The following is a 19,134-nucleotide window of genomic DNA, read 5'->3' on the forward strand; positions in this document are numbered from 1 at the left end:
CTGCGGAAATGCTGCTACACGCGCCGGATCGTGTTGCTCGCGCGGAACATGCCACCCACTGCCTTGGCCGCAGCGGATGCGCCGCCAGTCGCCTTGGCCAAGGCGGCGTTTGCTACATGGCGGGCTACATGGTGCTTGGCCGCATCGACCACACCGCCACCCGTCATCTTTCGCGCGGCTTGGGACACGGGAAGCGCAATGCCGCCTGCCAGTTGGCTGGCCAGCTGCGGGACCTGGAAAAGGAGGAAGGTGCAGGCAACCGACGCCACCCCCACAATGCCAATCGCCTGGATTGGGTTGGATTCCACGACCTTGGCCGCCCCCCCGAGGGCTTGCTCCGTCAGGCCGAAGAACAGCGAGCAGACCGCCAGCAGCATCACGATGGCCAACACGGCATTGAGCGCTTGTTGCAGCCACTGCTCAAAGAAGCGCTGGGTGGCAGTGAACATGGCAAGCAGGATGAACAGCGGACCGACCGCGAGCATCAGCACCAGGGCCACCTTGGACAGGATGATCATGATGCCGGCAGTGATGGTGAACCCCATCCCAAAAAGCAAAATCAAGATCGCGGCGATGGCCAGCCCGACGCTTTGCCCTGGCGAAAGAACACTCATCTTGTTGTAGGTGTCAGTCGCCATGTCGATGGTCTTGTTCAACAGCGTGTCGAGCGTGGCGTACGTCGATGCCCCTCCGCTTTCCGCATTGCCGTTGCCCATCACGAGAATGTTGGCCATCGCATCCGGCGTCTTCATGAGGAAGTCCACCACGTGCGTCTGATACAGACCCACATTCAGTGCGAAGCCCAACACGACCGAGATTTTCAGCATGCGGAACAGCCCGTCCGTCACCGGCTCATCGATCATGCCGCGGATGTGCGAGAAACCCCACAACACGAAGTAGATGCCGAGCATGATCCAGGCCGTCGGGCTGATCGCGGCGATGATATCTGCCGCTTTCTGCGCGATGTAGGAGTTCAGGACCGTATCGAACTCGCTATAGAACCACGAAAAAATCTTGATGTTGCTTGCCATAGCAGCGTTCCCGTGGGTTAGTTGACCGGCCCGAACTCAACAGGCACAGACCGGAGCGTGCCGTAGGCTTTTCGAGCGCGGGCGCAATTGCCGTCTAATGCGGCCTTGGCTTCGGACATTTCGCTACAGGCCACAGCCTTCGCCTTGGCTTCGGCCTGATGCTCGACGTACCACTCGTAAGAGCGTTCCGGCTCGGAACCGCAACCGCCCAAAAGGGCGGTTGCGGTGAGCAGGCCGATGATTAGGGCCTGTTTCATTCAGCCCTCCCTACCACTGAGCCAAAATCAACATCGACGGAGCGCAGCAGGCCCGCTTCCGATGACTGCCGTTCCTCGAGGCGGCGCTGCGACGCAGCCGCCTGTGCCAGCGCCTGCATCTTGATGGACTCGTTTTCCAGCATCACCTGTTCGACCTGGATACGGGCCTGCAGATCCGCAATCGCCTTCATGTCCGTGGCCTGCGGAATGGCGTCCATCAGGGATTGCAGCCGAGCAAAGCGCTCCGAGGCACTGTTGTAGGCAGTGCCAGCGGCGGCCTGTTCACTGGCGGCGGAGTTGGCCCAACCTTCGGACAGTTCCCGCAGCGCCGGTGCCATCCTGTCCAGCGCGGCCGTGTCAACGCGCGAGGCGTTGTCGCGAATGGACTTGGCCAGGCCCGTAATCTCGCCCCCGTTCATCACCGCCAGGGTTTCCTGCCAGTTGGTCGGAATCACGTTACGGTTTTCACCCTTCAGCACATTTTCCATGCCACGGGTGCCGGTCATGGCGTTGACCTGCTTCTGAGCCTCCTCCAACTGGCTCTTCATGTTCTTCAGCTGATCCTGCAGCACCATGAACTGCTGAAGCATCTGCGCGATCGCCGCTACGTCCACGGTGGGCACGCCGCTGGCCATCGCCGGCGACACGGCCATCGAGGAACCCAGGGCCAGGGCAATGCCCATGGCCAACCCTTTCATCTTGCTCATTGCTGCTTCCTCCTTTCATGGAATACCGGCAGCCAATCTGCCGGCCTGGTGTCCGCGCCGAGTTCGGCTCGGATATGGTTCAGCAGCTCGACCGTCGCCGTGGTGCCCGAGAGCACCGCCATGACATCATCGAGACCTGCCAGATTGAGTTCGCAGATTGCCGACTGCTTGCCCTGCTTCACGAGGAAGTAGCGGCCCGGCATGTTCGGCATTTCATCCTTGATGATTTCGTACTCGCGCTGCGACAGCCGGAAGCCGTCGATGTAATCCTCCACCGTCGCCTTATCGTTCGGCAGATAAATCTGCGTCACCGACTGCTGGATCATCGTCGGGGCAATCTTCGCCTTGATGACGTGGCTGGGGTTCTGCGTACCGAAGATGACGAATCCGTTCTGCTTACGGATCGTCAGTTCCTTGTTCTCCAGGTACTTGGCCAGCCACTCGTCATAGAGAACCTTCCAGCCCTCATCGAAGCCCAAGACGACACGGCGGCCGTCGATGATTTCTTCCTGCCGGTGCAACAGGTACATCAGCACCGGCTCGCGCACCTGGTTATTGTCCAGCAGATCGGTAATGTCGAAGCCGTTGACGCGATTGCGGCTCGGGTCGATTTCATCGACCTCATTGTCGAACACCCATGCCAGCGCGCCGTCATTGGCCCACCGCTGCAAATGGGCCGCCGGGCCTTCCGGGTCGGTCGGGTCCAGGAACTGCAGGAGCGTGGAAAGCCGCCGCTGTTCCAGCGGCAGGCCGAGCACGCCATTGATCCCATTGTCAATGTCACGTTCCTGCACTGGCGTCAGCCGGATGCCGGGGACCAGCTTGCGCACCAGGTTCTGCAGGAAGGTGACATTGCCGGGCGTCGGATCGAGCTTGAACGGGTTGAACCCGGTCCGCTTACCGTTCTCGATCGTCAAATACGTCCCGCCGAGCGCACGGATGAAAATCTCCATGCCCCGGTCCTTGTCGTAATAGAAGATCGTCGGTTTGAACTTCTCCAGCTGTGCCAGCAGGAAGGTCTGCAGCGCGGTTTTACCCGAACCGGTCGGGCCGATGATGAGCGTATTGCCCGCCACGCGATCATCCGCCTTGACCTCGACAGCCCGCAGAGCGTCCTTGCCGCGCTTGCGCTTCTTCGGCGGAATGTGGAAGTTGAAGTAGTACGGCGTGCCGCTGGCGGTTTTCAGCAGCGTCACCGCCGGCCCCCACTGATTGCCGCGCGCCAGGCCGGTCGCGTAGTTGTGCATCGCGGCGAAGCCAGCGAAGTTCTCCGAGCTGATCGTGGCCGGCCGCGGGCGCCAACGGAAGTTGGCTGGCAGCTGCGCCCAAAACGCCGCCTCCAACCCCCAATCCTCACGCACCGCGACGGCGCCGGAGTCGGACAGGTTCGCCCGCGCTTCGGCGATGTTGTCGTTCACCTCCTTCAGGTTGGCGCCGAAAACGGTCAGCGACAGGTGGTGCTCGCCCATGGCGAACCGACCTGCGGACAGACCATCCAGCGCATCGTCAAGCTCCGCCACCTGCGACACTGCAACCTCGCCGGACTGGACCATCTTGTTCTGCTGTATTTTCAGCACCCCGATCCCAGCCTGCTTCGTAATGAAGCGGAACGATTGCGTCAGCACGAACTCGAAAGGCAACGACAGCAGCTTGTTGATGAAGCCGGGCGACGTAAGGGCCGGGTAGTCCTTCAACGCCACAATGGCGCCCACCCTTGACTGCGTAGCGCCACGCAGCTCGAAGGCCTCGGCGCCGAAAAACGGCCGCGCCGTGGCCAGGATCTGGCCAATGGTCTTGTCCTCGCCCGGACGCAGGCGCGGAACAGGCCAGCGCTGCCACTCACCGTTGAGCAGGAAGCCGAACAGTTCCAGGATTTCCGAGAACATGACCCCTTCATGCTCGTACCAGCCAAGGCGCACCGGACCCCAATCGCTCAGGCCGGCCATCACCTGGCGCGCCACGTCCTCCAAGGCTTCCAGAGAGTCCTTGATCTTCTCCCGGGCCTCTGCCGGGTCCAGGCGGTTGAAAATGCGCGCGATCAGCTTCTTGACCGCGTGGTTGTCCGGCGAAAAAACGACCGTCAGATACAGGTCGTTGACCATCATCCGGTCCTTCATCACGCGGGCGCGGTAGACCTCATCGACCTCAGCGGCGAACGAACCGGGCTCGTAGTCCCCTTTGGGATACTCGCCACGCTCCTGCCGCACGGTGTGCGTGTAGAGCGTCACATTCGGCGACTGGATCGTTTTCAGGAGGCCATTGAACCGCCTGTGCCAGCCGTTAATGTCCTCCACGTCCGCGCTTTCATGTGCGATCCCGCTGACCTTCAACACGGTCACCAGGTCGCCGCCCACGGTGCTCACCACATGCTCAGCAATGTGGGAGCTGTAGGGGATCGTGCGCGAAACCGGCACTTCCCGATTGGTTGCCGCTTGCGTGCGATTCATCCTTTTCTCTTCCTGAATTCAAGCGGTGAATAGGAGGCGCATCCCCAAATCGCGCGGTTCAGGCAGCGGCCCTTGCTCGAAATCATCAGGAACAAGAGACGGAAGGCCCTGGGGTCCTTCTTGCAGATGCCGTAGGCGATGCCGTGGAGAGGCGCGTAGGCGAGCAGCCACAGGAAATTCGACGTAATGACGTATCCCATGCCCACCGCCATCGCGATGAAGACGATCGCCTCATAGGTAATGCCCCCGACCGTCGCCGGTCGGGTGGCACCTACGAACAAGGGATCGACCTGGGCCGTATCCTTGGCCATGGCTCAGCCGCCCATGCCCGAGCGGAAGTAATCGACCAGCTGCGTCCCGCCGAAAATCAGCACCAGGCCGATGATGATCTTACCGGCCCAGTCCCAGCTGAGCTTGCCGAAGATCGCAGCCGCGCCGCAGGCCACCACGCCGATGATGGCGACCCAGCGGACGATGGACATGATGAGGTTGTAGGTGTTCTGCGCGGTCTGTTCCCACGGCGCAGCCTGCGCGAAGGCCAGATCCGGCAGCATGGCCAGCGCAGCGGCCACCATGATGGCCGCCACGAAGGTGCGATTGGTCGAGCGGGTGCGTTCACCAAGCGAGGTCGCTTGCATGTTGTAACTCTCCAGACAGTTGAGATTGATTGAAAAGCGCCGATCAGCCGGCGATTACTGCGGGTGTTGCGAGGTGGTTTTCGTGTCGTCTCCCCCTTGATTGACGTCGATCTTGATGGTTGGCAGCTCCTGGGCCTTGCTTTTCAGGAACTGCACGCAGGCATCCGTGGTGGGCCACGTGCGTGGCTGCTTGCGCTTCTGATGCTTCATCCGCGCAGTAATCAGCATTGCGGTGCTCGGCCCATCTTCTTTGCGATCCATGCACACGAACACACCGTAGCCGCGGCCTGCCGGGCGCAATTCGATCTGTGTAATTCCGCCCGTCTGCAGCAGCAGTGTCAGCGCTTGTTCGTCAATGTGCAGCATCGAGGTTATGGCTCCTGTTGGTTGGGTGCTGCAGTGTAGTCATCGTGAACAACCTTGGCAGGAAACATCCCCCGGCACATCACGCCCCGCATTCCCGTTGCTACAGAATACTCCGTTTCGACACGTCATAGTGTGAATATCCGTCCGCTTTACTTGCCGTTCATTATGGGTTTGCCATCCGGTCCCGTCTTGTAGCTGCGCTTGCAGGTCGGGAACCCGCTGCAGCCCCAAAAATCGAACCCCTTGTTCGCCTTCGTCGCCTTCTTCACGCGGTGGATCAGCGGCTTTCCGCAGGCCGGGTCGTCGCACTTGTGCTCGGCACTGGCCTCAACCCGCTTGCCCGGCTTGCCACGGGCGTCCGGCAGGGTCGTCTTGCACGGCGGGTCCGCCGAATAGCCCGTGCACCCCCAAAAGAACCCGCTCGCGCCCTTGATCCGGCGCATGGCCCTGCCGCAGTCCGGGCACTTGTGCTCGGGCTCGCCCGTCGATCCCATCTGCAGCTTCGGCAGCTCGCCCTCCAGCTGCCGCCAGGCCGTGCCGACAACAGCAGACGCAGGCCGATTCCCGGTTGCCACCTGGTCGAGTTCGTCCTCGATCGCGGCCGTGAAATCGTAGTCCGCGAAGCGGCACTTGCCGCGCACCGCGTTCACCAAGGCCTCACCGGTTTTCGTCGGCACCAGGTGCTTGCCCTTCGGACCACCCGGCACAACGTAGCTGCGCGTCTGGATATTGCCGATGATCGACGCATAGGTGGACGGGCGGCCGATCCCGAGGGCTTCCAGCTTCTTCACCAGCCCCGCCTCGGTGTACCGCTTCGGGGGCTCGGTTTTCCTGTCCAACCTCCGGCCCGTCTCGGCCACCACTTCGGCGCCGACGGCCAGCACCGGAATCGGATTGGACAGCTCGGCCTCGGCGTCGCTTTCGCCCTCGCCTTCGTCCTTCGCATCGCCTGCGTAAATCACCCGCCAGCCGCGATCGACCAGCACCCGGCCTTTGGCCTCGAATTCCGGCACCTTGCCGTTCACCGGCTGGCCGTCCAGGGCGCGCAGCTGCACCTTGCGGGTCGCGTAGGTCGCATCGGCCAGCTGGCTGGCCAGCGCACGCATGCGGATCAGCTCATACAGCTTGCGCTCGTTCTCGCTCGATCCGGCGCTTTCGACCACGAAATCGACTGGCCGGATGGCCTCATGGCCTTCCTGCGCGCTGGCCTTCGCCTTCCACTGCCGACGTTCCGGCGCCAGCGGCAGACCTTTCTGCTGCGCATAGGCGCTGATGAGGGCAAAACCCTCTTCCAGGAAGTTCGGCGAGTCCGTGCGGTGGTAGGTAATCAGGCCGCTGTCGAACAGGGCCTGCGCGGCATCCATGACTTCCTTCACCGACAGGCCGAACCGCTTGCCGCCCTCCTGCTGCAGCGTGGAGGTCGTGAACGGCGCCGGCGGTGCTTCACTCGCCTTGCCGTCGGTAAAGGCCAGAACCGAGAGGCGGCGAATCCCGGCCACCGCCGTGGCCGTTGCCATGTCGGTCCAGTATTCCTCGCCCTCGGCCAGATGCGGCTTGATCGACCAGGTGGCTTTCCAGCCGCCGGCAAATGCCAGCTCAGCGCCATAGTGCAGGCGCTGCTGGAACGCGCGGATCTGTTCCTCGACCTCGACAACCAGCCGCAGGGCCGGGGTTTGCACCCGGCCCGCCGACAGCTTCTGGCCCGACTGCTTGCTCAGGATCGGGCTGACGGCGTAACCCACGAGCCGGTCCAGCACCCGACGCCCTTCCTGCGCGTGCACCAGCTCCAGGTTGATTCCGCGCGGCTGCGCCAGCGCAGCCTTCACCGCCTTTGCCGTGATTTCCTGGTAGGTCACGCGCTCGGGGTTTTTCAGCCGGAGAACCTGTTGCAGGTGCCACGCGATCGCCTCGCCTTCCCGGTCGGGATCGGTGGCCAGCACGACACGCTCGGCCTTGCTCGCCGCATCACGCAGCTTCGCGACCGCACCGCGTGCCCGCTCGCCGATTTCGTAGCGTGCCGAAAAATCCTCGGCCACACCCACCACCAGCTCGCCCGGCTCCTCGCCCGTCGCCGGTAAATCGCGGATATGGCCATAGCTGGCCATCACCACGTAATCGCTGCCCAGGAACTTGCCGATTTCCTTCGCCTTGTGCGGCGACTCCACGATCATCAGCTTGCTCATGCCGGCACGCCCTCCGCCCCGGACACGGCCTGCACCAGCTCGCGCTGCACAGCCTCAATCCTCGGCCTGTAGGACTCGAACACCGCCAGCGCGTGCTGCCAGAACGCGCCGCCGCCGCACGCTGAAACGCCGTTGCTGCCGTGCGTCTCCATGCCTTCCGGCACCAGCATCGGCCCGATGAAATGCTCATAGCCTCGGCCCGAATCCGTCGTGACCACATGCGCGGTCCATTTCTGACCGGCAGTGAAAACCGCTTCCCAATTCGGATCTTCGGCCAGAATGTCCTCGACCGCCTGCTGGGTGCCGGCGGTGTGCAGGAACACGTCAAGCGCCCAATACGCCGCCTCGCAATACCGGCAAGTACCCACCGTCGCCATTACGACGCTGGCGCAGCCCACGAATTCCAACGGCGTACCGGGTACCCCGTCACCGTCATCGCCGTAACTCGAATCCATCACTGCCATCTTGCAGCCGCCGGCGGTCATGGTGCGCAGCAGGCCATTGCAGCGCGGGCACACCGTCTCGAACGGCTCCACCAGGCGTTCCAGCTTCGGTGCTGGCGCGTCCGAGACAAGGAACAGACCGGCCGCTTCGCCGGCCTCGATCACGTCGGTCGCACTCAAATCCTGGATGTTCTTACGCTGGCCGAGAGCAATGGCGTAGATCGCCCTTGTCTCAAATTCCAGTTGCGCGACGCGCACATGTGCTCGCCGCAGTCTGGCTCGTGCCGTCGCACGCGGCACGTCGTCCACCACCAGGCTATTGGCGGCTCCCAGTTGCTGTTTCAGGCCGCCAAGCGCATCCGCGAGCTTCGCCGCGGTTGTCGCCTGGGGCCATGTGGTCGCGCTTGCGCGCGGGGTTTCCTGCATTGTCATACGTCCGGTTCTCCGGGTGGTCGTGGGTCAGCGAGGTTCGCTGAAAAGCATCACCGAGGCGGGTTCCGCAGCCGCTGTCTGCTGCTCCGCGCCCGGTGAGTTCGCGGTTTCCTGCGGGCGAGGCCCGCGATACCGCGCGTTCGCAAATACGTCCCAGGCGGGGGGCGGCGCTTCCGGCTTCGCCTGCAGCACCGCAGGCGGCGCAGCCGCCTCCCCCGCCTCATCGTCCATCGCCGGCACCTTGTAACGCTTGCCACGGACCTTGCTCACGTAGCCGTTGGCGATGCCGTTATCGAATTTGCCCGTGTTGTAGACCGACAGCGCCTGGTCCATCGCCTGCCGATCAGTGAAACCCTGCTTCAAGGCCCGCTCGTAGGCTTCCATCAGCAGACCTGCCGCCGCCGCCACGTTGGTGCACGGCTCGAAAACTTCTTCCGGCGTAAGCTTCAAACCTTTCAGATTGCCCGACCAAATCTGGCCCAGGCCCATGTCGATGCTCTTGCCTTGCGCGATCAGTTCGCGTGCTTTCTGCGCCGCTTCCTGCTGCGTTTTCAGCCGAAAAACCTGACGTTCCTTGCCCTTCTCGTTCACGCCGATGATGAAGGGTGTGAAACCGGATTCGTGTCCGAGGATCTTCCACATCGTGTTCGGATGCACGTCCGGAGCGCAGGTTCCGATCAGTTCCAGAATATTCGCGGGAATAGAGGTGGTTGAATCCTGCAGCTTGGCCGTCGCCGGTTGAGACAGGGCAGCCAGCACCAGCAGAGACACAGACACGTTCCCGATAAATCTCCTGTTCATACTTAGGCCCGACGAGGTTATGGAGTGCGGATACTTTAGCACCTTTCGTTGTGTCGGATTTTCACGCCGCGACACTTCACGAATTGTAGTCTTGTTGTACGCTGAATAGCGGGTTGACTTGTTCGGAGGCAATTAGGGCGGATGGGCTTAGTACATCCGTACTGCTTGAAATGCCGGTTGGGCGAAGCCTTCGGCCCGGGCTGTCGTGAACCGAGCCCCTGGTGGGTCTCGGCCCTTCGGGCGTCCATCCTTCGCTCCCTGCGGGAGCCTTTCGCCTTCGCGCCTGGCGGCGCTGCGCGCTCCGCTTGCCCAGGAGCGGTGCGCTTTGCGCTCTTTGCCCCGGTGCATGTCCGCATCTTGCTGCCGGGTTGAACAGGGCAGCTGCGCTGGAGCCCCTTTCGCCTGCCCAAAACGCTAGTCCGGCCCGGTCGCCAGGCAAGGGTGCGCTATCGCCGCCATCCTCACCCGGTCACGGCCTGCGGCCGCGCTGCGGCTTCCGGTGTCGCCCTTGCCTGCCGCCCTTCGTGGTCCGGCCTGAGCTTGGGCATCACGGCGAAAAGGACACTCAGCGAAGCATGTTCAACCACTCAACCAGCAGCAAGGAGACCGACATGACAGCACCGGTAAATCACGAGCAAAAGCAAAGGCCGGCTCAAGGAGCATCTAGCAAAGCATGTGTTCTTTTCGAGCTGGGGGGCGTGTGTGCAACCCCCTGCTGCCTTGGAAGTGCTGGCGATTGGCGAGGTCGATTTCATCACACTGATCCGCCGTCATGCGCGTGGCGATTTCGGCAATGTCTGCCCCGACGACGCGCAATCGAACCGCGAGGCCATCGAGAACGGGAGCCGCATCCTGTCGAGCTACCCGGTCGGAAATCAGAACGTGTGGGTCATCACCGAAGCTGACCGCAGCGTCACCACCATCCTGCTGCCGTCCGACTACTGACGGCAGCACCCCCCCGCAACACCCGCAGTACCTAACTCAACCGCAAAGGAGATTACCCATGTCCACCACCACCACCCTGCCGCTGTCCCAGCTGGTCGTGTCCCCGAAGAATGTGCGCCAGAACCCCGGCGATGTGACCGCGCTTGCCGCGTCCATCGCGGCACAGGGCCTGCTGCAGAACATCGTTGTCAGTCCGACCGAGAACGGCACCTATCAGGTGGACGCCGGTGGCCGTCGCTTCGCTGCGCTCACGCTGCTGGCCGAACAGGGCAAGATCGCGGCTGACTTCCCGGTCCCGGTCAAGATCATTTCCGCCGAGGAAGCCACCGCCGCCAGCCTCTCGGAGAACGTCCAGCGCGAGGCCATGAACCCGGTGGACGAACTCAATGCGTTCAAGCAGCTGGTGGATGAAGGTTTCACCATCGACCGCGTGGCCGACACCTTCGGCGTCACCCCGCTGGTGGTGCAGCGCCGGTTGAAGCTGGTGGCAGCAGCGCCCGAACTGCTGGAACTTTACCGCGCCGACGAAATCAGCACCGACCAGATGCTTGCGCTCTGCGCGACCGACAATCACGAAGTGCAGGTGCACGTGTGGGAAACCTACGGCAGCATGAGCTGGAACAACAAGCCCGCTGACCTGCGCCGCGCCGTCCTGACCCGCGAAGTCGAGGCCGACCGCGATCACCGCGTGGCGTTCATCGGTGGCGTTGCCGCCTATGAAGCTGCTGGCGGTGAAGTGCGCCGCGACCTGTTCAGCACCGATGGGCAGGCCGCGATCCTGACCAACCCGGAACTGCTGGACAAGCTGGTGGCCGACAAGCTGGAAGCCACCAAGGAAAACCTGCTGGCCGAGGGCTGGGGCTGGGTCGAAATCTGGCCGACCTGGGATTACTCCGCGTCCTACGCTTTCGGCTCTCTGCCGATGGTTGCCGTTGACCTGCCGGAAGAAACGACCAGCCAGATCGCGGCGCTGCGGGAAGAAGCCGAGCAGCTGGAAACCGAACAGGAGCAGCTGCACAGCGCGGCCGAGACTGAGGACCGCGACCTGACCGATGACGAATGGGAGCGGGATCAGGACATTGACGACCGCACGGAGGCCATCACCGCCGAAATCGAACAGCTGGAAAGCGCTCACAAGCAGTACGCGCCGGAGGCGATGGCATCGGCTGGCGTGATCCTGTGCTTGCAGCAGTCGGGCCTGCGCATCGAGCGCGGCAAGGTTCGTGCCGCCGACCGCAAGAACGCCGCCGCCGCCCTGGGCGATGCTGGCGAAATCACCGGGGGCCGGGAAACCGAAAGCGCAGGCCGTCCGAAGGGCGAGAACGTGTCCGACGCCCTGCGCCGCTCCCTGCTGGGTCACCGCAATCTGGCTGTGCAGAACGTCATTGCCGAACGTCCGGACGCCGCGAAAATCCTGCTGGCTTGCTGGACGGTGAAGGAACTGCGCGGCAGCAGCCGCGAGGTTCCCACCGACCTGAGCATTTCCAACGGCGGTTACGGCTACGGCACCCGCACCTATCACCCGATCACCGACGACGCGGGCAAGGCCAGCGCCGACGCCTTCCTCGCAGCGTGCAAGGCCGCGATCAAGGACTTGCCAACCGCTGACGGCAAGCTGTGGGACACGCTGGCAGAAATGAAGCCCGCGCAGCTGGACAAGATCATTGCGCTGGGTGTCGCCCTGACTGTCAGCGTCAACGAGGAACATAAGGGCCTGACCGCCAAGCTGCTGGAAACGCTGGATTTCGACATGGCCGAGCATTTCGAGCCGACCGCCGACAATTACCTGGGTCGTGTTTCCAAGCCCCTTGTCGTCGAGGCGCTGACCGAGGCCAAGCAGATCAAGGGCGAGGCCGACAGCACTGCGCTGCTGGCGATGAAGAAGGGAACCCTTGCCGCCGAAGCCGAAAAGCGGCTGGCCGGTACCGGCTGGGTGCCGAAGGGCATCCGTTCCCCGAAGCCGAAGGCGAAGAAGCAGGCCGAGCCGAAGGCCAAGGCGGAACCGAAGGCCAAGCCCGCCAAGGCAGCGCCGAAGGCGAAGGCCCCGGCCAAGGCCGCAGCCGAGGCGGCACAGGTCGCCGCCTGACAGCCGAGGGTGGCCGGGCAACCGGCCACCCTTTCAGCCCAAGCCCCGGAGCCGCAGCCATGACCACACAGCACAACGTGAATGCCCTCGCCGAGCAGCTGACCGCCGCCACCCGCAGTGGGAGCCTGAGCGCCGCCTACAGCGTCCTGCAGGCCGTCCCCGGCTCGATGTTGAAGGAGGTGGGCTTGCGCAGCGGCTTCGCCGCAGACACCGCCAAGAAGCCCCGTGACGTGATGGCCTTCCTGCTGCCGCAGGTGGCCGAGGCCACCCGCCGCCAGACGGACGGCTACGGGCTGCGAAAAATCGCGCAGGCCGCCCCGTAGGGCGGCCGATGGGCCGCTGCGCGGCCTGAAACCCAAGACATAGGAGCACGCCATGCACCACCCGACCCACGGGCGGCGGAACCCGTTCGCCGTCAAGCCAGACCCCGCACACGCCGCCGAAGCCTGCCGCATCCTCATCGGCGCCTACATGGACGATCCCAGCCACGTCGATTGGAACGACGTGCAGGAGGCATTGGGCAAGGCGCTTGCCGCCTTCCAGCTGCCCCCGGATTTCATCGAAACCGAGGGAGGGCGCTGGCAATGAACCCCAACGTCCGCCACATCGAGAACATCAGCGAACTGCGCGCTTCGCACCTCCCCAACATCGGTGACCTGATCGCAGTAACCCGCGCCGATGGCGTCAGATTCATTATCGAGGCATGCAGCGAACAGGAGGGAAGGTACTACCGCGTCTACCCTGCAACCGACGTGCAGGCTTGCTGGGGCGACTGCATCGGTTGGGCTACTGAGACCTCACTTCGCGAGGCAGTCGATCGCATCCGGTCAGCGGTGCTGAAAAGCGGTACCGACGGAGGGCACAGACAATGAGCCCGAACGCCCACCACATCCGCAACATCGTCAAGCTGCTCGAAAGCGCCCGCTACCGGCACGACATGTACCGGCTGTTTTCCGACTGTATGGAGGCGATGGCGATTTTGTTCGCCAACGCCGTTGACCTGCGCCAGCGCGACGCCCGCGAGGCCCGCTATCTCGAAATCGTCCGCCACTACGAGCGCGACGTGATCGAGACGTTCCCGAAGATCCTCGCCGAGGTCACCTTGGCCATGGAAGCCGCCCCCGGCGACGTGCTGGGGGCAGTGTTCGGGCAGCTGGAGCTGCACAACACCGCACGCGGCCAGTTCTTCACCCCCTACGAGGTCTGCCGCCTCATGGCCCGGATGCAGATCGGCGACGGTGCGCACTTGCGCGAAATCGTGGAGCGCAACGGCTTCGCCATGGCGCAGGAGCCAGCCTGCGGCGCGGGCGCGATGGTCATCGCCCTGGCCCAAGAAATGCAGGACGCCGGCGTCAACTACCAGCAGCACCTGCACGTGACAGCCATCGACGTTGACCCCCGAGCCGTCCACATGGCCTACGTCCAGTTCTCGTTGATGCACATTCCCGCCGTGGTCATCGTCGGCAATTCGCTCACGCTCGAAGAGCGCGAACATTGGTACACGCCCGCGCACGTCCTGGGCGGCTGGAACATGCGGCTTGCCCGCCGTGGAGCCGAGGATGCGTGCCGGGCCATCGAAGTCCGCCCCGCCTCGCCTGAGCCGGTGGCCACCCCTGCCCCGGCCCCGATCCTTCCATCACCCGCCAAGGCCGCACAGCTCACCCTCTTCTGAGGGTGGGCAACCACCTGCAGGAGCAGGAACACCCAGCGCGGCCGCATGCGGCCGCCATCCTCGACAGCCCATCACCGGCCGTCCTGCAGCGCATCCCACCTGACCGGGGCCTCGCCCTGACGAATGCGCCCGACCACCACCAGGTCACCCATTTCCGAGCCGCCTTTGGCGGCCCACAGCCATCTTTGTGCAAATTTCCGGATCTGTTCCGGCCGTCTTTGTGCAAATCCGCTCGGTTGTCCCCTCCCCAGGAGCGCAGGCCCGAATTGAGGGCAGCTGGTAGCCCGGCTTGATCCGGTGACGCGCGCATGGAACCCGGCTCTTGCTGGACCGTGCGGCAGTGGGGAGCAGGCTGCTACAGGCCGCGCCGCAGGCAAGGGCAAGCCCTCTTCCACTCCGTTTCAGCCCTTTGGGTGCATGCGCCGCTTATGGCCCTCCGCCGCTGGAGGCTCCCGCCGCACTGGCGGTCCAGAAAGGAGCCACCCATGCAAACGAAGCGCGACACCTATCAGATCATCACCGACACCATTCTCGCTGCCCTCGAAAACTGCGGGCCTTGCGAGCGCCCCTGGGTCGGTCCGTCGCTGACCATGCCGGTCAACGCCGTGTCCGGACACGAGTACCGCGGCACCAACGTGGTCATGCTGTGGGTCGCCGCCCAAGAGGCCAGCTACTCGGAAAATGCCTGGGCGACCTTCAAGCAGTGGTCCGAGAAGGGCGCAACCGTCCGCAAGGGCGAGAAAGGCACCCCGGTCATCTGGTTCAAGATGCTTGATCGCAAGGACGAAGATGCCGGCGACGACGAAAATGGCCGCCGCATCCCCTGCGCCCGCCTCAGCTGGGTGTTCAACGTCGCGCAGGTGGATGGCTACCAGCCCGAGAAGGGCCGCACGCCGCAGGACAACCAGGTGTCCCCGATCGACCGCGCCGATGCCCTCATCGCCGCCAGTGGCGCGAAGATCCGCCACGAAGGCGCAAGCGCCTTCTACCGGCCCAGCACCGACGAAATCGTGCTGCCCCCGCAGCACCTCTTCACCGGCACATCCACCAGCAGCGCCACCGAGGCGTATTACGGTGTCGCACTCCATGAGCTGACGCACTGGAGTGCCCCGCGCCTGCAGCGCGAGCTTGGCAAGCGCTTCGGCGATGCCGCCTACGCAGCCGAAGAACTGGTTGCCGAGCTGGGCGCAGCGTTCCTGTGCGCCCGCCTGGGCGTCTCGGCCGAGCCTCGCGCCGATCACGCCAAGTACCTGGCCAGCTGGATCAAGATCCTCAAAGATGACCGCAAGGCGTTCATCACCGCTGCCAGCAAGGCGGCCGAGGCCAGCGACTACCTGCTGGCCTTCCCGACCGCCCAAATGCAGGAGGCGGCCTGACAGGCCGCCCCCCTATCGCAACGCAACGCATCTAATGTCGCGTTGCGTTGCGCTCACGTTCCCACCGTCGGTCCAGGCGCTCTCCGGCGGTTTCTTGCTCCGCAGCGTTGGCCCATGTCAAAACCGAGTCATCGCCACGTTCAACAAGACAGAGAAGATGCCCGGCAGCCATTTCGCGATCGACAAGCGCCGCGGCCGCCGCCGCGCCCCATTGCTCAGGGTCCGGTGGCATTGCTGATTGCGTCTCCTGCATCGATCCCAAGATGGCTGTGCACAACAATCTCGGTGTGAAATTGCCGCTTGGCCACATCCCAGCCTTCATGAATAGAACCGCCCCTTCTTCAATGTCACAGGGCATGTCGAAATCGAAAACGCGCATAGCAGTCTCCCGGGTAGAGTCATTGAATGATGTATCTACGAGGCAGCTCCGTCACTGGGCAGATGCGCCAATAGGCCGTTCACTTACGATCCGCCTTTCTCCTTCGCGGGGGCCGGCTCCAGGAAGGTGCCCACATCGTCGGCCACCCGCTGCGCATCCACGTGCCTTTCAGCGGCCCCCTTGTTCTTGATCGGCAACATACGGGTGGCCACCAGCACCGGATTCCCGTCCCGCTCCCGGTTCTGCAGGGTCGTCACCATGTCCGGATGGCATTTCTTGCAGTTCTGGAAGCACTGATGAACGCAGGATCCGTAGCACTGCCAATATTGCTCGCCGGTGGCCCACCCCATGCACATGCTTTCGCAAGAGCGGGTACAGCTCATGCCTGGATCGGCGCCGGCTGCCCACGGCACGCACGCCAAGAAAAGCGCTACAAGCAATTTCTTCATGGCCAAGGCCTCATTGTCGGGGAACGCACGGCCGGAAATGGCCGTGCCGGACGCAGTATAGATCAAGTAGTGGATAGACGTTTTCGCCATCATCTACCCACGATCAAACCTTATTGTTTCCTCAATTCATCAGGAATAATGTCCTCGCGGTCAGCTATTTCTGGAGAATAATGACAATGGACGTTCGACAATACTTAACGGCCTCATTAATCGCATTGCTACCCGCTGCTGCTTTCGCGGCGGACAACACCCCCGCCCCGCACTCCGGCCGCTTCCTTTGGCAGGGTCTTGATCCTGCTACCGTTTCCGACGCCTCGATCATCAAATGGGTGTCGGAAAACTGCGGCTCTAAGCCCCCGGCCGACCAGGTGAAGAAGGCCGAAGCCATCCTCGACGCGACCAAGGCTCATCCCATGTCAGAGCAGGCCCGAACATGGGTCCGCGATGGATATATCAAGAAATACGGCGCCGGATCTTGCGACCAGCTCAATACGCTTCTCTCCGAGAAGGAGCCGTTCTAGGCCGCAGTGGCGGCTCTTCCGGCCCCTACTGCGCGCCCGCGCGGCTTTGGGGCACGTCCTGGCGTAACCTATCGATTTCGGAGCGTCCCCATCTGCGAGTGCGCTCCGAAAGCTCCGGCGAAAGCAGCAGCCGCTCGGCTTGCTCACTCGCCGCCCCCGCCTCAGCCTCCCGGCCGAGCCGCGTTGCAGCATCCAGCAACAGCACAGCAGCCGCGAATCGCATTTCCAGCGGTCTACCGGCCCAATCCTCCGCGTTGACGACCTCGGCCAGGCCCTCATGCGCGACCCTTGCGACGGCCATATTGCCTGGCATCGCATGCAGTGCGTTCAATGCCAGCTTTGTCTGTACCGCCGCGTCTCCGCGAAATCGCCGCGCCGCGTTCAAATAGTGCGCCTCGGCTTCCGCCTGGCGGTCATTCATCCGACTGAGCACGTCCAATTTCAGGCACGCAAATTGTTCGTCGCCCGAGACTTCCGGCGCTATGCCCTCCAGCTCGGCAATGTACCCGGCCGCGTCATCGAGCCTTCCGGCCACCATCGCGTCCGTGGCTTCGCGCAGCAGCCGCCTGCGCAAACCGTCATCGCCGATGGCGTCCAGCCATGCCGCACGCGCCGCCTGCACATTCCAGGTGCCATCGAGGACGGACGCAACCACGGCCTTTGCGTCCTCGGGATCGCCGATCCACGCAAGCACGCCGTCACCGTCGATGACATAGGTCGAGGGAACGCCATCGCGGCCACTGGCTTCAAGCCACTCGCGCGTAACCGCGCCGCGCGACAGGCCCGACGTGTCATCGGGCCGTTCCTCGAGCGCCAGCACGGCCGCATCGCTTCCCTGAGCTGCGGCAGCAGCCGTCGCTTCCACATCGCGCACCAGGACCGCGACACCGTACACCGGCACCCCACGCGGCCCGGCAAATTCCGCGAGCTTGCCGATCGCCGGCAGGCAGCCGGCGCAGCCCGCATTCCACAGCACCAAAATGCTGGGCCGGTCAAAAACGACCGGCCCGAAATCCGCCCTGTTGAATACCCGCGCGAGCTTCAAGCCGGGGGCGGCATCGCCTGGTAACAAACGCAAAGACATGAAACCTCCCTGTTCCGCCCCCGGCCCGAAGCAACGTTCTCACTCAGTGCCGATCGCAATTACACCTGGCACACGCCAATCAGCGGGCCCGGGCCGTCGAGATCGTGGCAGATGCAGCCTGCGCCCATCGACGTGCATTGGAAGTCGAATGAGCACGAGATCGAAATGCACAGCAGCTGCGCCGCCTCGTCCTGAACCTGCAGGCCCTGGACAGACTTAGAAACCGCTCCCGACGCTTTCAATAGCGTCGGATCGGCCGCCGCACCAATACCCGGCCCACGCACCGGATTGGCGATCACCGCATGATCGCGCACCGTGCCTTCCGTGCCAGCCACGTGCGGCAGCACGGCGCTGTTGTTGACGCTGTAGACCGGCGTGGCGGCCGCATTCGGGCGGGTGGTTGAAATCGCCCACGCCTGGCGATCGAGTTCCACCCCCGCCGTAACATCCCCGAACCCGTCCGTGAGCTTGTAGCTCATGCGCATTGCCTTCGTGTTGCCTGACGTACCAATCGGGCCGGAAGTCTGCTCGTAGACCAGCACGCCGTTATTGAGGCTGACCGTCACGCCCGGTTCCAACGCCGCACGTGCACCGTCCCCTGCCGTGAAACGGTAGACGCGCTCATGCTTGTTGAAATCCAGCGTGCGCCGGATGGTGAAGGCAGTGTTGCCGGCCGCGTCCGGCTTGCCGTACTGAACGTCCAGCCACGTCGTGCGGCGCTCTCCGTCCTGGAGCTTGCTCGCATCGGCACAGGTGCCGATCTTTGCCCGTGCGCCGTCGAGCACCGCCAGCTGCACACGGCGGGTGTCGCCGTCCGCCCGGCTCTTGATGCTGAACTGGTCATTGACGTCCACCAGCACATGCTGCTTGGCGGGGTCGTAGAGCGCGTGGACTTCATTGGCCGCCCACGTCGCAGTCCCGGAAGCAGCCGGTCGCTGTTCGCCGACCCCGGCAACCGCAGCCGAGATACTGAGCGCCATCGTTGCAACCACAATTAATCCTGACTTCAACATGACAGTCTCCTTTTCATAATGAAAAACAACCGTCGCGGATCACAGGAAACGCCTGATGTTGCGAACGTGCCTGTCCGCACGTTGGCGATTACGCCCCACGTCGTTATTCCGATGTGATGGCCGCCTGAATGCACAAAATGGGCGGGCCTAGCGGCCCAAAGCCTCCGGCCCTCACGGGCCTGCGCGCTGCGCTTGCCGGGTTCATGGCTTCCGGACAGAGGGGCGTTTTTGCTGTCCCTTTCACGCTATCACGTCGTTCTCGCTGTCAAGGGCTGCACCGCGCTGCAGGCGCGGCTTGCGGACG

22 protein-coding genes are annotated in these 19,134 nt (G+C 63.6%); 8 read left to right on the plus strand and 14 right to left on the minus strand.

The window, feature by feature from the left end; translation table 11 throughout:
• Positions 1 to 14: 14 nt before the first annotated feature.
• The 10 genes from KHC19_RS20690 to KHC19_RS20735 form a co-directional block, all read right to left on the minus strand.
• Positions 15 to 1,031, minus strand: a complete 1,017-nt coding sequence (locus tag KHC19_RS20690) for a TrbL/VirB6 family protein (RefSeq protein WP_213355261.1) — start codon at positions 1,029 to 1,031, stop codon at positions 15 to 17.
• Positions 1,032 to 1,048: 17 nt separating this feature from the next.
• On the minus strand, positions 1,049 to 1,288 hold the full coding sequence (locus KHC19_RS20695) for an EexN family lipoprotein (RefSeq protein WP_213355262.1): 240 nt from the start codon (positions 1,286 to 1,288) through the stop codon (positions 1,049 to 1,051).
• The gene (locus tag KHC19_RS20700; protein ID WP_213355263.1) at positions 1,285 to 1,995 is read right to left on the minus strand and encodes a TrbJ/VirB5 family protein; all 711 of its coding nucleotides are present in this window, start codon (positions 1,993 to 1,995) and stop codon (positions 1,285 to 1,287) included. Before KHC19_RS20700 ends, KHC19_RS20695 begins: the two co-directional genes overlap by 4 nt.
• The gene (locus KHC19_RS20705; protein ID WP_213355264.1) at positions 1,992 to 4,442 is read right to left on the minus strand and encodes a VirB4 family type IV secretion/conjugal transfer ATPase; all 2,451 of its coding nucleotides are present in this window, start codon (positions 4,440 to 4,442) and stop codon (positions 1,992 to 1,994) included. The genes KHC19_RS20700 and KHC19_RS20705 overlap by 4 nt, the downstream gene beginning before the upstream one ends.
• Complete coding sequence (locus KHC19_RS20710) at positions 4,439 to 4,753, minus strand: VirB3 family type IV secretion system protein (RefSeq protein WP_213355266.1); 315 nt, start codon at positions 4,751 to 4,753, stop codon at positions 4,439 to 4,441. Before KHC19_RS20710 ends, KHC19_RS20705 begins: the two co-directional genes overlap by 4 nt.
• 3 nt (positions 4,754 to 4,756) lie before the next feature.
• Positions 4,757 to 5,080: a TrbC/VirB2 family protein gene (locus tag KHC19_RS20715; RefSeq protein WP_213355267.1), complete on the minus strand. Its 324-nt coding sequence runs from the start codon at positions 5,078 to 5,080 to the stop codon at positions 4,757 to 4,759.
• A 54-nt stretch (positions 5,081 to 5,134) separates the two neighbouring features.
• Positions 5,135 to 5,446 carry a hypothetical protein gene (locus tag KHC19_RS20720; RefSeq protein WP_213355268.1) on the minus strand — a complete coding sequence of 104 codons (312 nt, stop codon included), beginning with the start codon at positions 5,444 to 5,446 and terminating at the stop codon, positions 5,135 to 5,137.
• Positions 5,447 to 5,595: 149 nt separating this feature from the next.
• Positions 5,596 to 7,629 (minus strand): type I DNA topoisomerase, encoded by a 2,034-nt coding sequence (gene topA / locus KHC19_RS20725; RefSeq protein WP_213355269.1) that lies wholly within the window; start codon positions 7,627 to 7,629, stop codon positions 5,596 to 5,598.
• The gene (locus tag KHC19_RS20730) at positions 7,626 to 8,504 is read right to left on the minus strand and encodes a hypothetical protein (RefSeq protein WP_213355270.1); all 879 of its coding nucleotides are present in this window, start codon (positions 8,502 to 8,504) and stop codon (positions 7,626 to 7,628) included. Before KHC19_RS20730 ends, topA begins: the two co-directional genes overlap by 4 nt.
• A gap of 27 nt (positions 8,505 to 8,531) precedes the next feature.
• The gene (locus KHC19_RS20735; RefSeq protein WP_213355271.1) at positions 8,532 to 9,275 is read right to left on the minus strand and encodes a lytic transglycosylase domain-containing protein; all 744 of its coding nucleotides are present in this window, start codon (positions 9,273 to 9,275) and stop codon (positions 8,532 to 8,534) included.
• 732 nt (positions 9,276 to 10,007) lie between these two features.
• Here KHC19_RS20735 and KHC19_RS20740 point away from each other — a divergent pair.
• The 7 genes from KHC19_RS20740 (at position 10,008) to KHC19_RS20770 (ending at position 15,384) form a co-directional block, all read left to right on the plus strand.
• The gene (locus KHC19_RS20740; protein ID WP_213355273.1) at positions 10,008 to 10,250 is read left to right on the plus strand and encodes a hypothetical protein; all 243 of its coding nucleotides are present in this window, start codon (positions 10,008 to 10,010) and stop codon (positions 10,248 to 10,250) included.
• Between the two features lie 58 nt (positions 10,251 to 10,308).
• On the plus strand, positions 10,309 to 12,336 hold the full coding sequence (locus tag KHC19_RS20745) for a ParB/RepB/Spo0J family partition protein (protein ID WP_213355275.1): 2,028 nt from the start codon (positions 10,309 to 10,311) through the stop codon (positions 12,334 to 12,336).
• A gap of 59 nt (positions 12,337 to 12,395) precedes the next feature.
• Entirely contained in the window at positions 12,396 to 12,659 is a 264-nt protein-coding gene (locus tag KHC19_RS20750; RefSeq protein ID WP_213355277.1) for a hypothetical protein, read from the plus strand.
• A 52-nt stretch (positions 12,660 to 12,711) separates the two neighbouring features.
• Positions 12,712 to 12,924 (plus strand): hypothetical protein, encoded by a 213-nt coding sequence (locus KHC19_RS20755; protein WP_213355279.1) that lies wholly within the window; start codon positions 12,712 to 12,714, stop codon positions 12,922 to 12,924.
• Positions 12,921 to 13,208, plus strand: coding sequence for a hypothetical protein (locus KHC19_RS20760; protein ID WP_213355280.1), 288 nt, complete (start codon positions 12,921 to 12,923; stop codon positions 13,206 to 13,208). Before KHC19_RS20755 ends, KHC19_RS20760 begins: the two co-directional genes overlap by 4 nt.
• Positions 13,205 to 14,008: an N-6 DNA methylase gene (locus KHC19_RS20765; protein WP_213355281.1), complete on the plus strand. Its 804-nt coding sequence runs from the start codon at positions 13,205 to 13,207 to the stop codon at positions 14,006 to 14,008. The genes KHC19_RS20760 and KHC19_RS20765 overlap by 4 nt, the downstream gene beginning before the upstream one ends.
• A gap of 485 nt (positions 14,009 to 14,493) precedes the next feature.
• Entirely contained in the window at positions 14,494 to 15,384 is an 891-nt protein-coding gene (locus tag KHC19_RS20770) for an ArdC family protein (protein ID WP_213355282.1), read from the plus strand.
• Between the two features lie 31 nt (positions 15,385 to 15,415).
• Here the strand turns inward: KHC19_RS20770 and KHC19_RS20775 are convergent, their stop codons facing one another.
• Both KHC19_RS20775 and KHC19_RS20780 read right to left on the minus strand, forming a co-directional pair.
• Positions 15,416 to 15,763 (minus strand): hypothetical protein, encoded by a 348-nt coding sequence (locus tag KHC19_RS20775; protein WP_213355283.1) that lies wholly within the window; start codon positions 15,761 to 15,763, stop codon positions 15,416 to 15,418.
• 83 nt (positions 15,764 to 15,846) lie between these two features.
• Positions 15,847 to 16,305, minus strand: coding sequence for a hypothetical protein (locus tag KHC19_RS20780; RefSeq protein ID WP_213355284.1), 459 nt, complete (start codon positions 16,303 to 16,305; stop codon positions 15,847 to 15,849).
• 83 nt (positions 16,306 to 16,388) lie between these two features.
• On the opposite strand from KHC19_RS20780, the gene KHC19_RS20785 reads away from it, so the two are divergent.
• Positions 16,389 to 16,733 (plus strand): hypothetical protein, encoded by a 345-nt coding sequence (locus KHC19_RS20785; protein ID WP_213355285.1) that lies wholly within the window; start codon positions 16,389 to 16,391, stop codon positions 16,731 to 16,733.
• 25 nt (positions 16,734 to 16,758) lie between these two features.
• Here KHC19_RS20785 and KHC19_RS20790 read toward each other — a convergent pair whose 3' ends face one another.
• Together KHC19_RS20790 and KHC19_RS20795 are read right to left on the minus strand one after the other, a co-directional pair.
• Entirely contained in the window at positions 16,759 to 17,817 is a 1,059-nt protein-coding gene (locus tag KHC19_RS20790; RefSeq protein ID WP_213355287.1) for a peroxiredoxin family protein, read from the minus strand.
• 59 nt (positions 17,818 to 17,876) lie between these two features.
• Positions 17,877 to 18,830, minus strand: coding sequence for a hypothetical protein (locus KHC19_RS20795; RefSeq protein ID WP_213355288.1), 954 nt, complete (start codon positions 18,828 to 18,830; stop codon positions 17,877 to 17,879).
• Positions 18,831 to 19,134 lie beyond the last annotated feature (304 nt).

Origin of the sequence: Ancylobacter oerskovii, from assembly GCF_018390555.1 — a bacterium.
Taxonomy (GTDB): domain Bacteria; phylum Pseudomonadota; class Alphaproteobacteria; order Rhizobiales; family Xanthobacteraceae; genus Ancylobacter; species Ancylobacter oerskovii.

Coding starts and splice junctions, on each gene's coding strand:
- KHC19_RS20705 (WP_213355264.1), bottom strand. CDS start 4,442: ATGAATCGCACGCAAGCGGCAACCAATCGGGAAGTGCCGGTTTCGCGC.
- KHC19_RS20695 (WP_213355262.1), bottom strand. CDS start 1,288: ATGAAACAGGCCCTAATCATCGGCCTGCTCACCGCAACCGCCCTTTTG.
- KHC19_RS20710 (WP_213355266.1), bottom strand. CDS start 4,753: ATGGCCAAGGATACGGCCCAGGTCGATCCCTTGTTCGTAGGTGCCACC.
- KHC19_RS20790 (WP_213355287.1), bottom strand. CDS start 17,817: ATGTCTTTGCGTTTGTTACCAGGCGATGCCGCCCCCGGCTTGAAGCTC.
- KHC19_RS20750 (WP_213355277.1), top strand. CDS start 12,396: ATGACCACACAGCACAACGTGAATGCCCTCGCCGAGCAGCTGACCGCC.
- KHC19_RS20755 (WP_213355279.1), top strand. CDS start 12,712: ATGCACCACCCGACCCACGGGCGGCGGAACCCGTTCGCCGTCAAGCCA.
- KHC19_RS20745 (WP_213355275.1), top strand. CDS start 10,309: ATGTCCACCACCACCACCCTGCCGCTGTCCCAGCTGGTCGTGTCCCCG.
- KHC19_RS20780 (WP_213355284.1), bottom strand. CDS start 16,305: ATGATGGCGAAAACGTCTATCCACTACTTGATCTATACTGCGTCCGGC.
- KHC19_RS20770 (WP_213355282.1), top strand. CDS start 14,494: ATGCAAACGAAGCGCGACACCTATCAGATCATCACCGACACCATTCTC.
- KHC19_RS20690 (WP_213355261.1), bottom strand. CDS start 1,031: ATGGCAAGCAACATCAAGATTTTTTCGTGGTTCTATAGCGAGTTCGAT.
- KHC19_RS20760 (WP_213355280.1), top strand. CDS start 12,921: ATGAACCCCAACGTCCGCCACATCGAGAACATCAGCGAACTGCGCGCT.
- KHC19_RS20765 (WP_213355281.1), top strand. CDS start 13,205: ATGAGCCCGAACGCCCACCACATCCGCAACATCGTCAAGCTGCTCGAA.
- KHC19_RS20775 (WP_213355283.1), bottom strand. CDS start 15,763: ATGCGCGTTTTCGATTTCGACATGCCCTGTGACATTGAAGAAGGGGCG.
- topA (WP_213355269.1), bottom strand. CDS start 7,629: ATGAGCAAGCTGATGATCGTGGAGTCGCCGCACAAGGCGAAGGAAATC.
- KHC19_RS20715 (WP_213355267.1), bottom strand. CDS start 5,080: ATGCAAGCGACCTCGCTTGGTGAACGCACCCGCTCGACCAATCGCACC.
- KHC19_RS20720 (WP_213355268.1), bottom strand. CDS start 5,446: ATGCTGCACATTGACGAACAAGCGCTGACACTGCTGCTGCAGACGGGC.
- KHC19_RS20785 (WP_213355285.1), top strand. CDS start 16,389: ATGGACGTTCGACAATACTTAACGGCCTCATTAATCGCATTGCTACCC.
- KHC19_RS20795 (WP_213355288.1), bottom strand. CDS start 18,830: ATGTTGAAGTCAGGATTAATTGTGGTTGCAACGATGGCGCTCAGTATC.
- KHC19_RS20730 (WP_213355270.1), bottom strand. CDS start 8,504: ATGACAATGCAGGAAACCCCGCGCGCAAGCGCGACCACATGGCCCCAG.
- KHC19_RS20700 (WP_213355263.1), bottom strand. CDS start 1,995: ATGAGCAAGATGAAAGGGTTGGCCATGGGCATTGCCCTGGCCCTGGGT.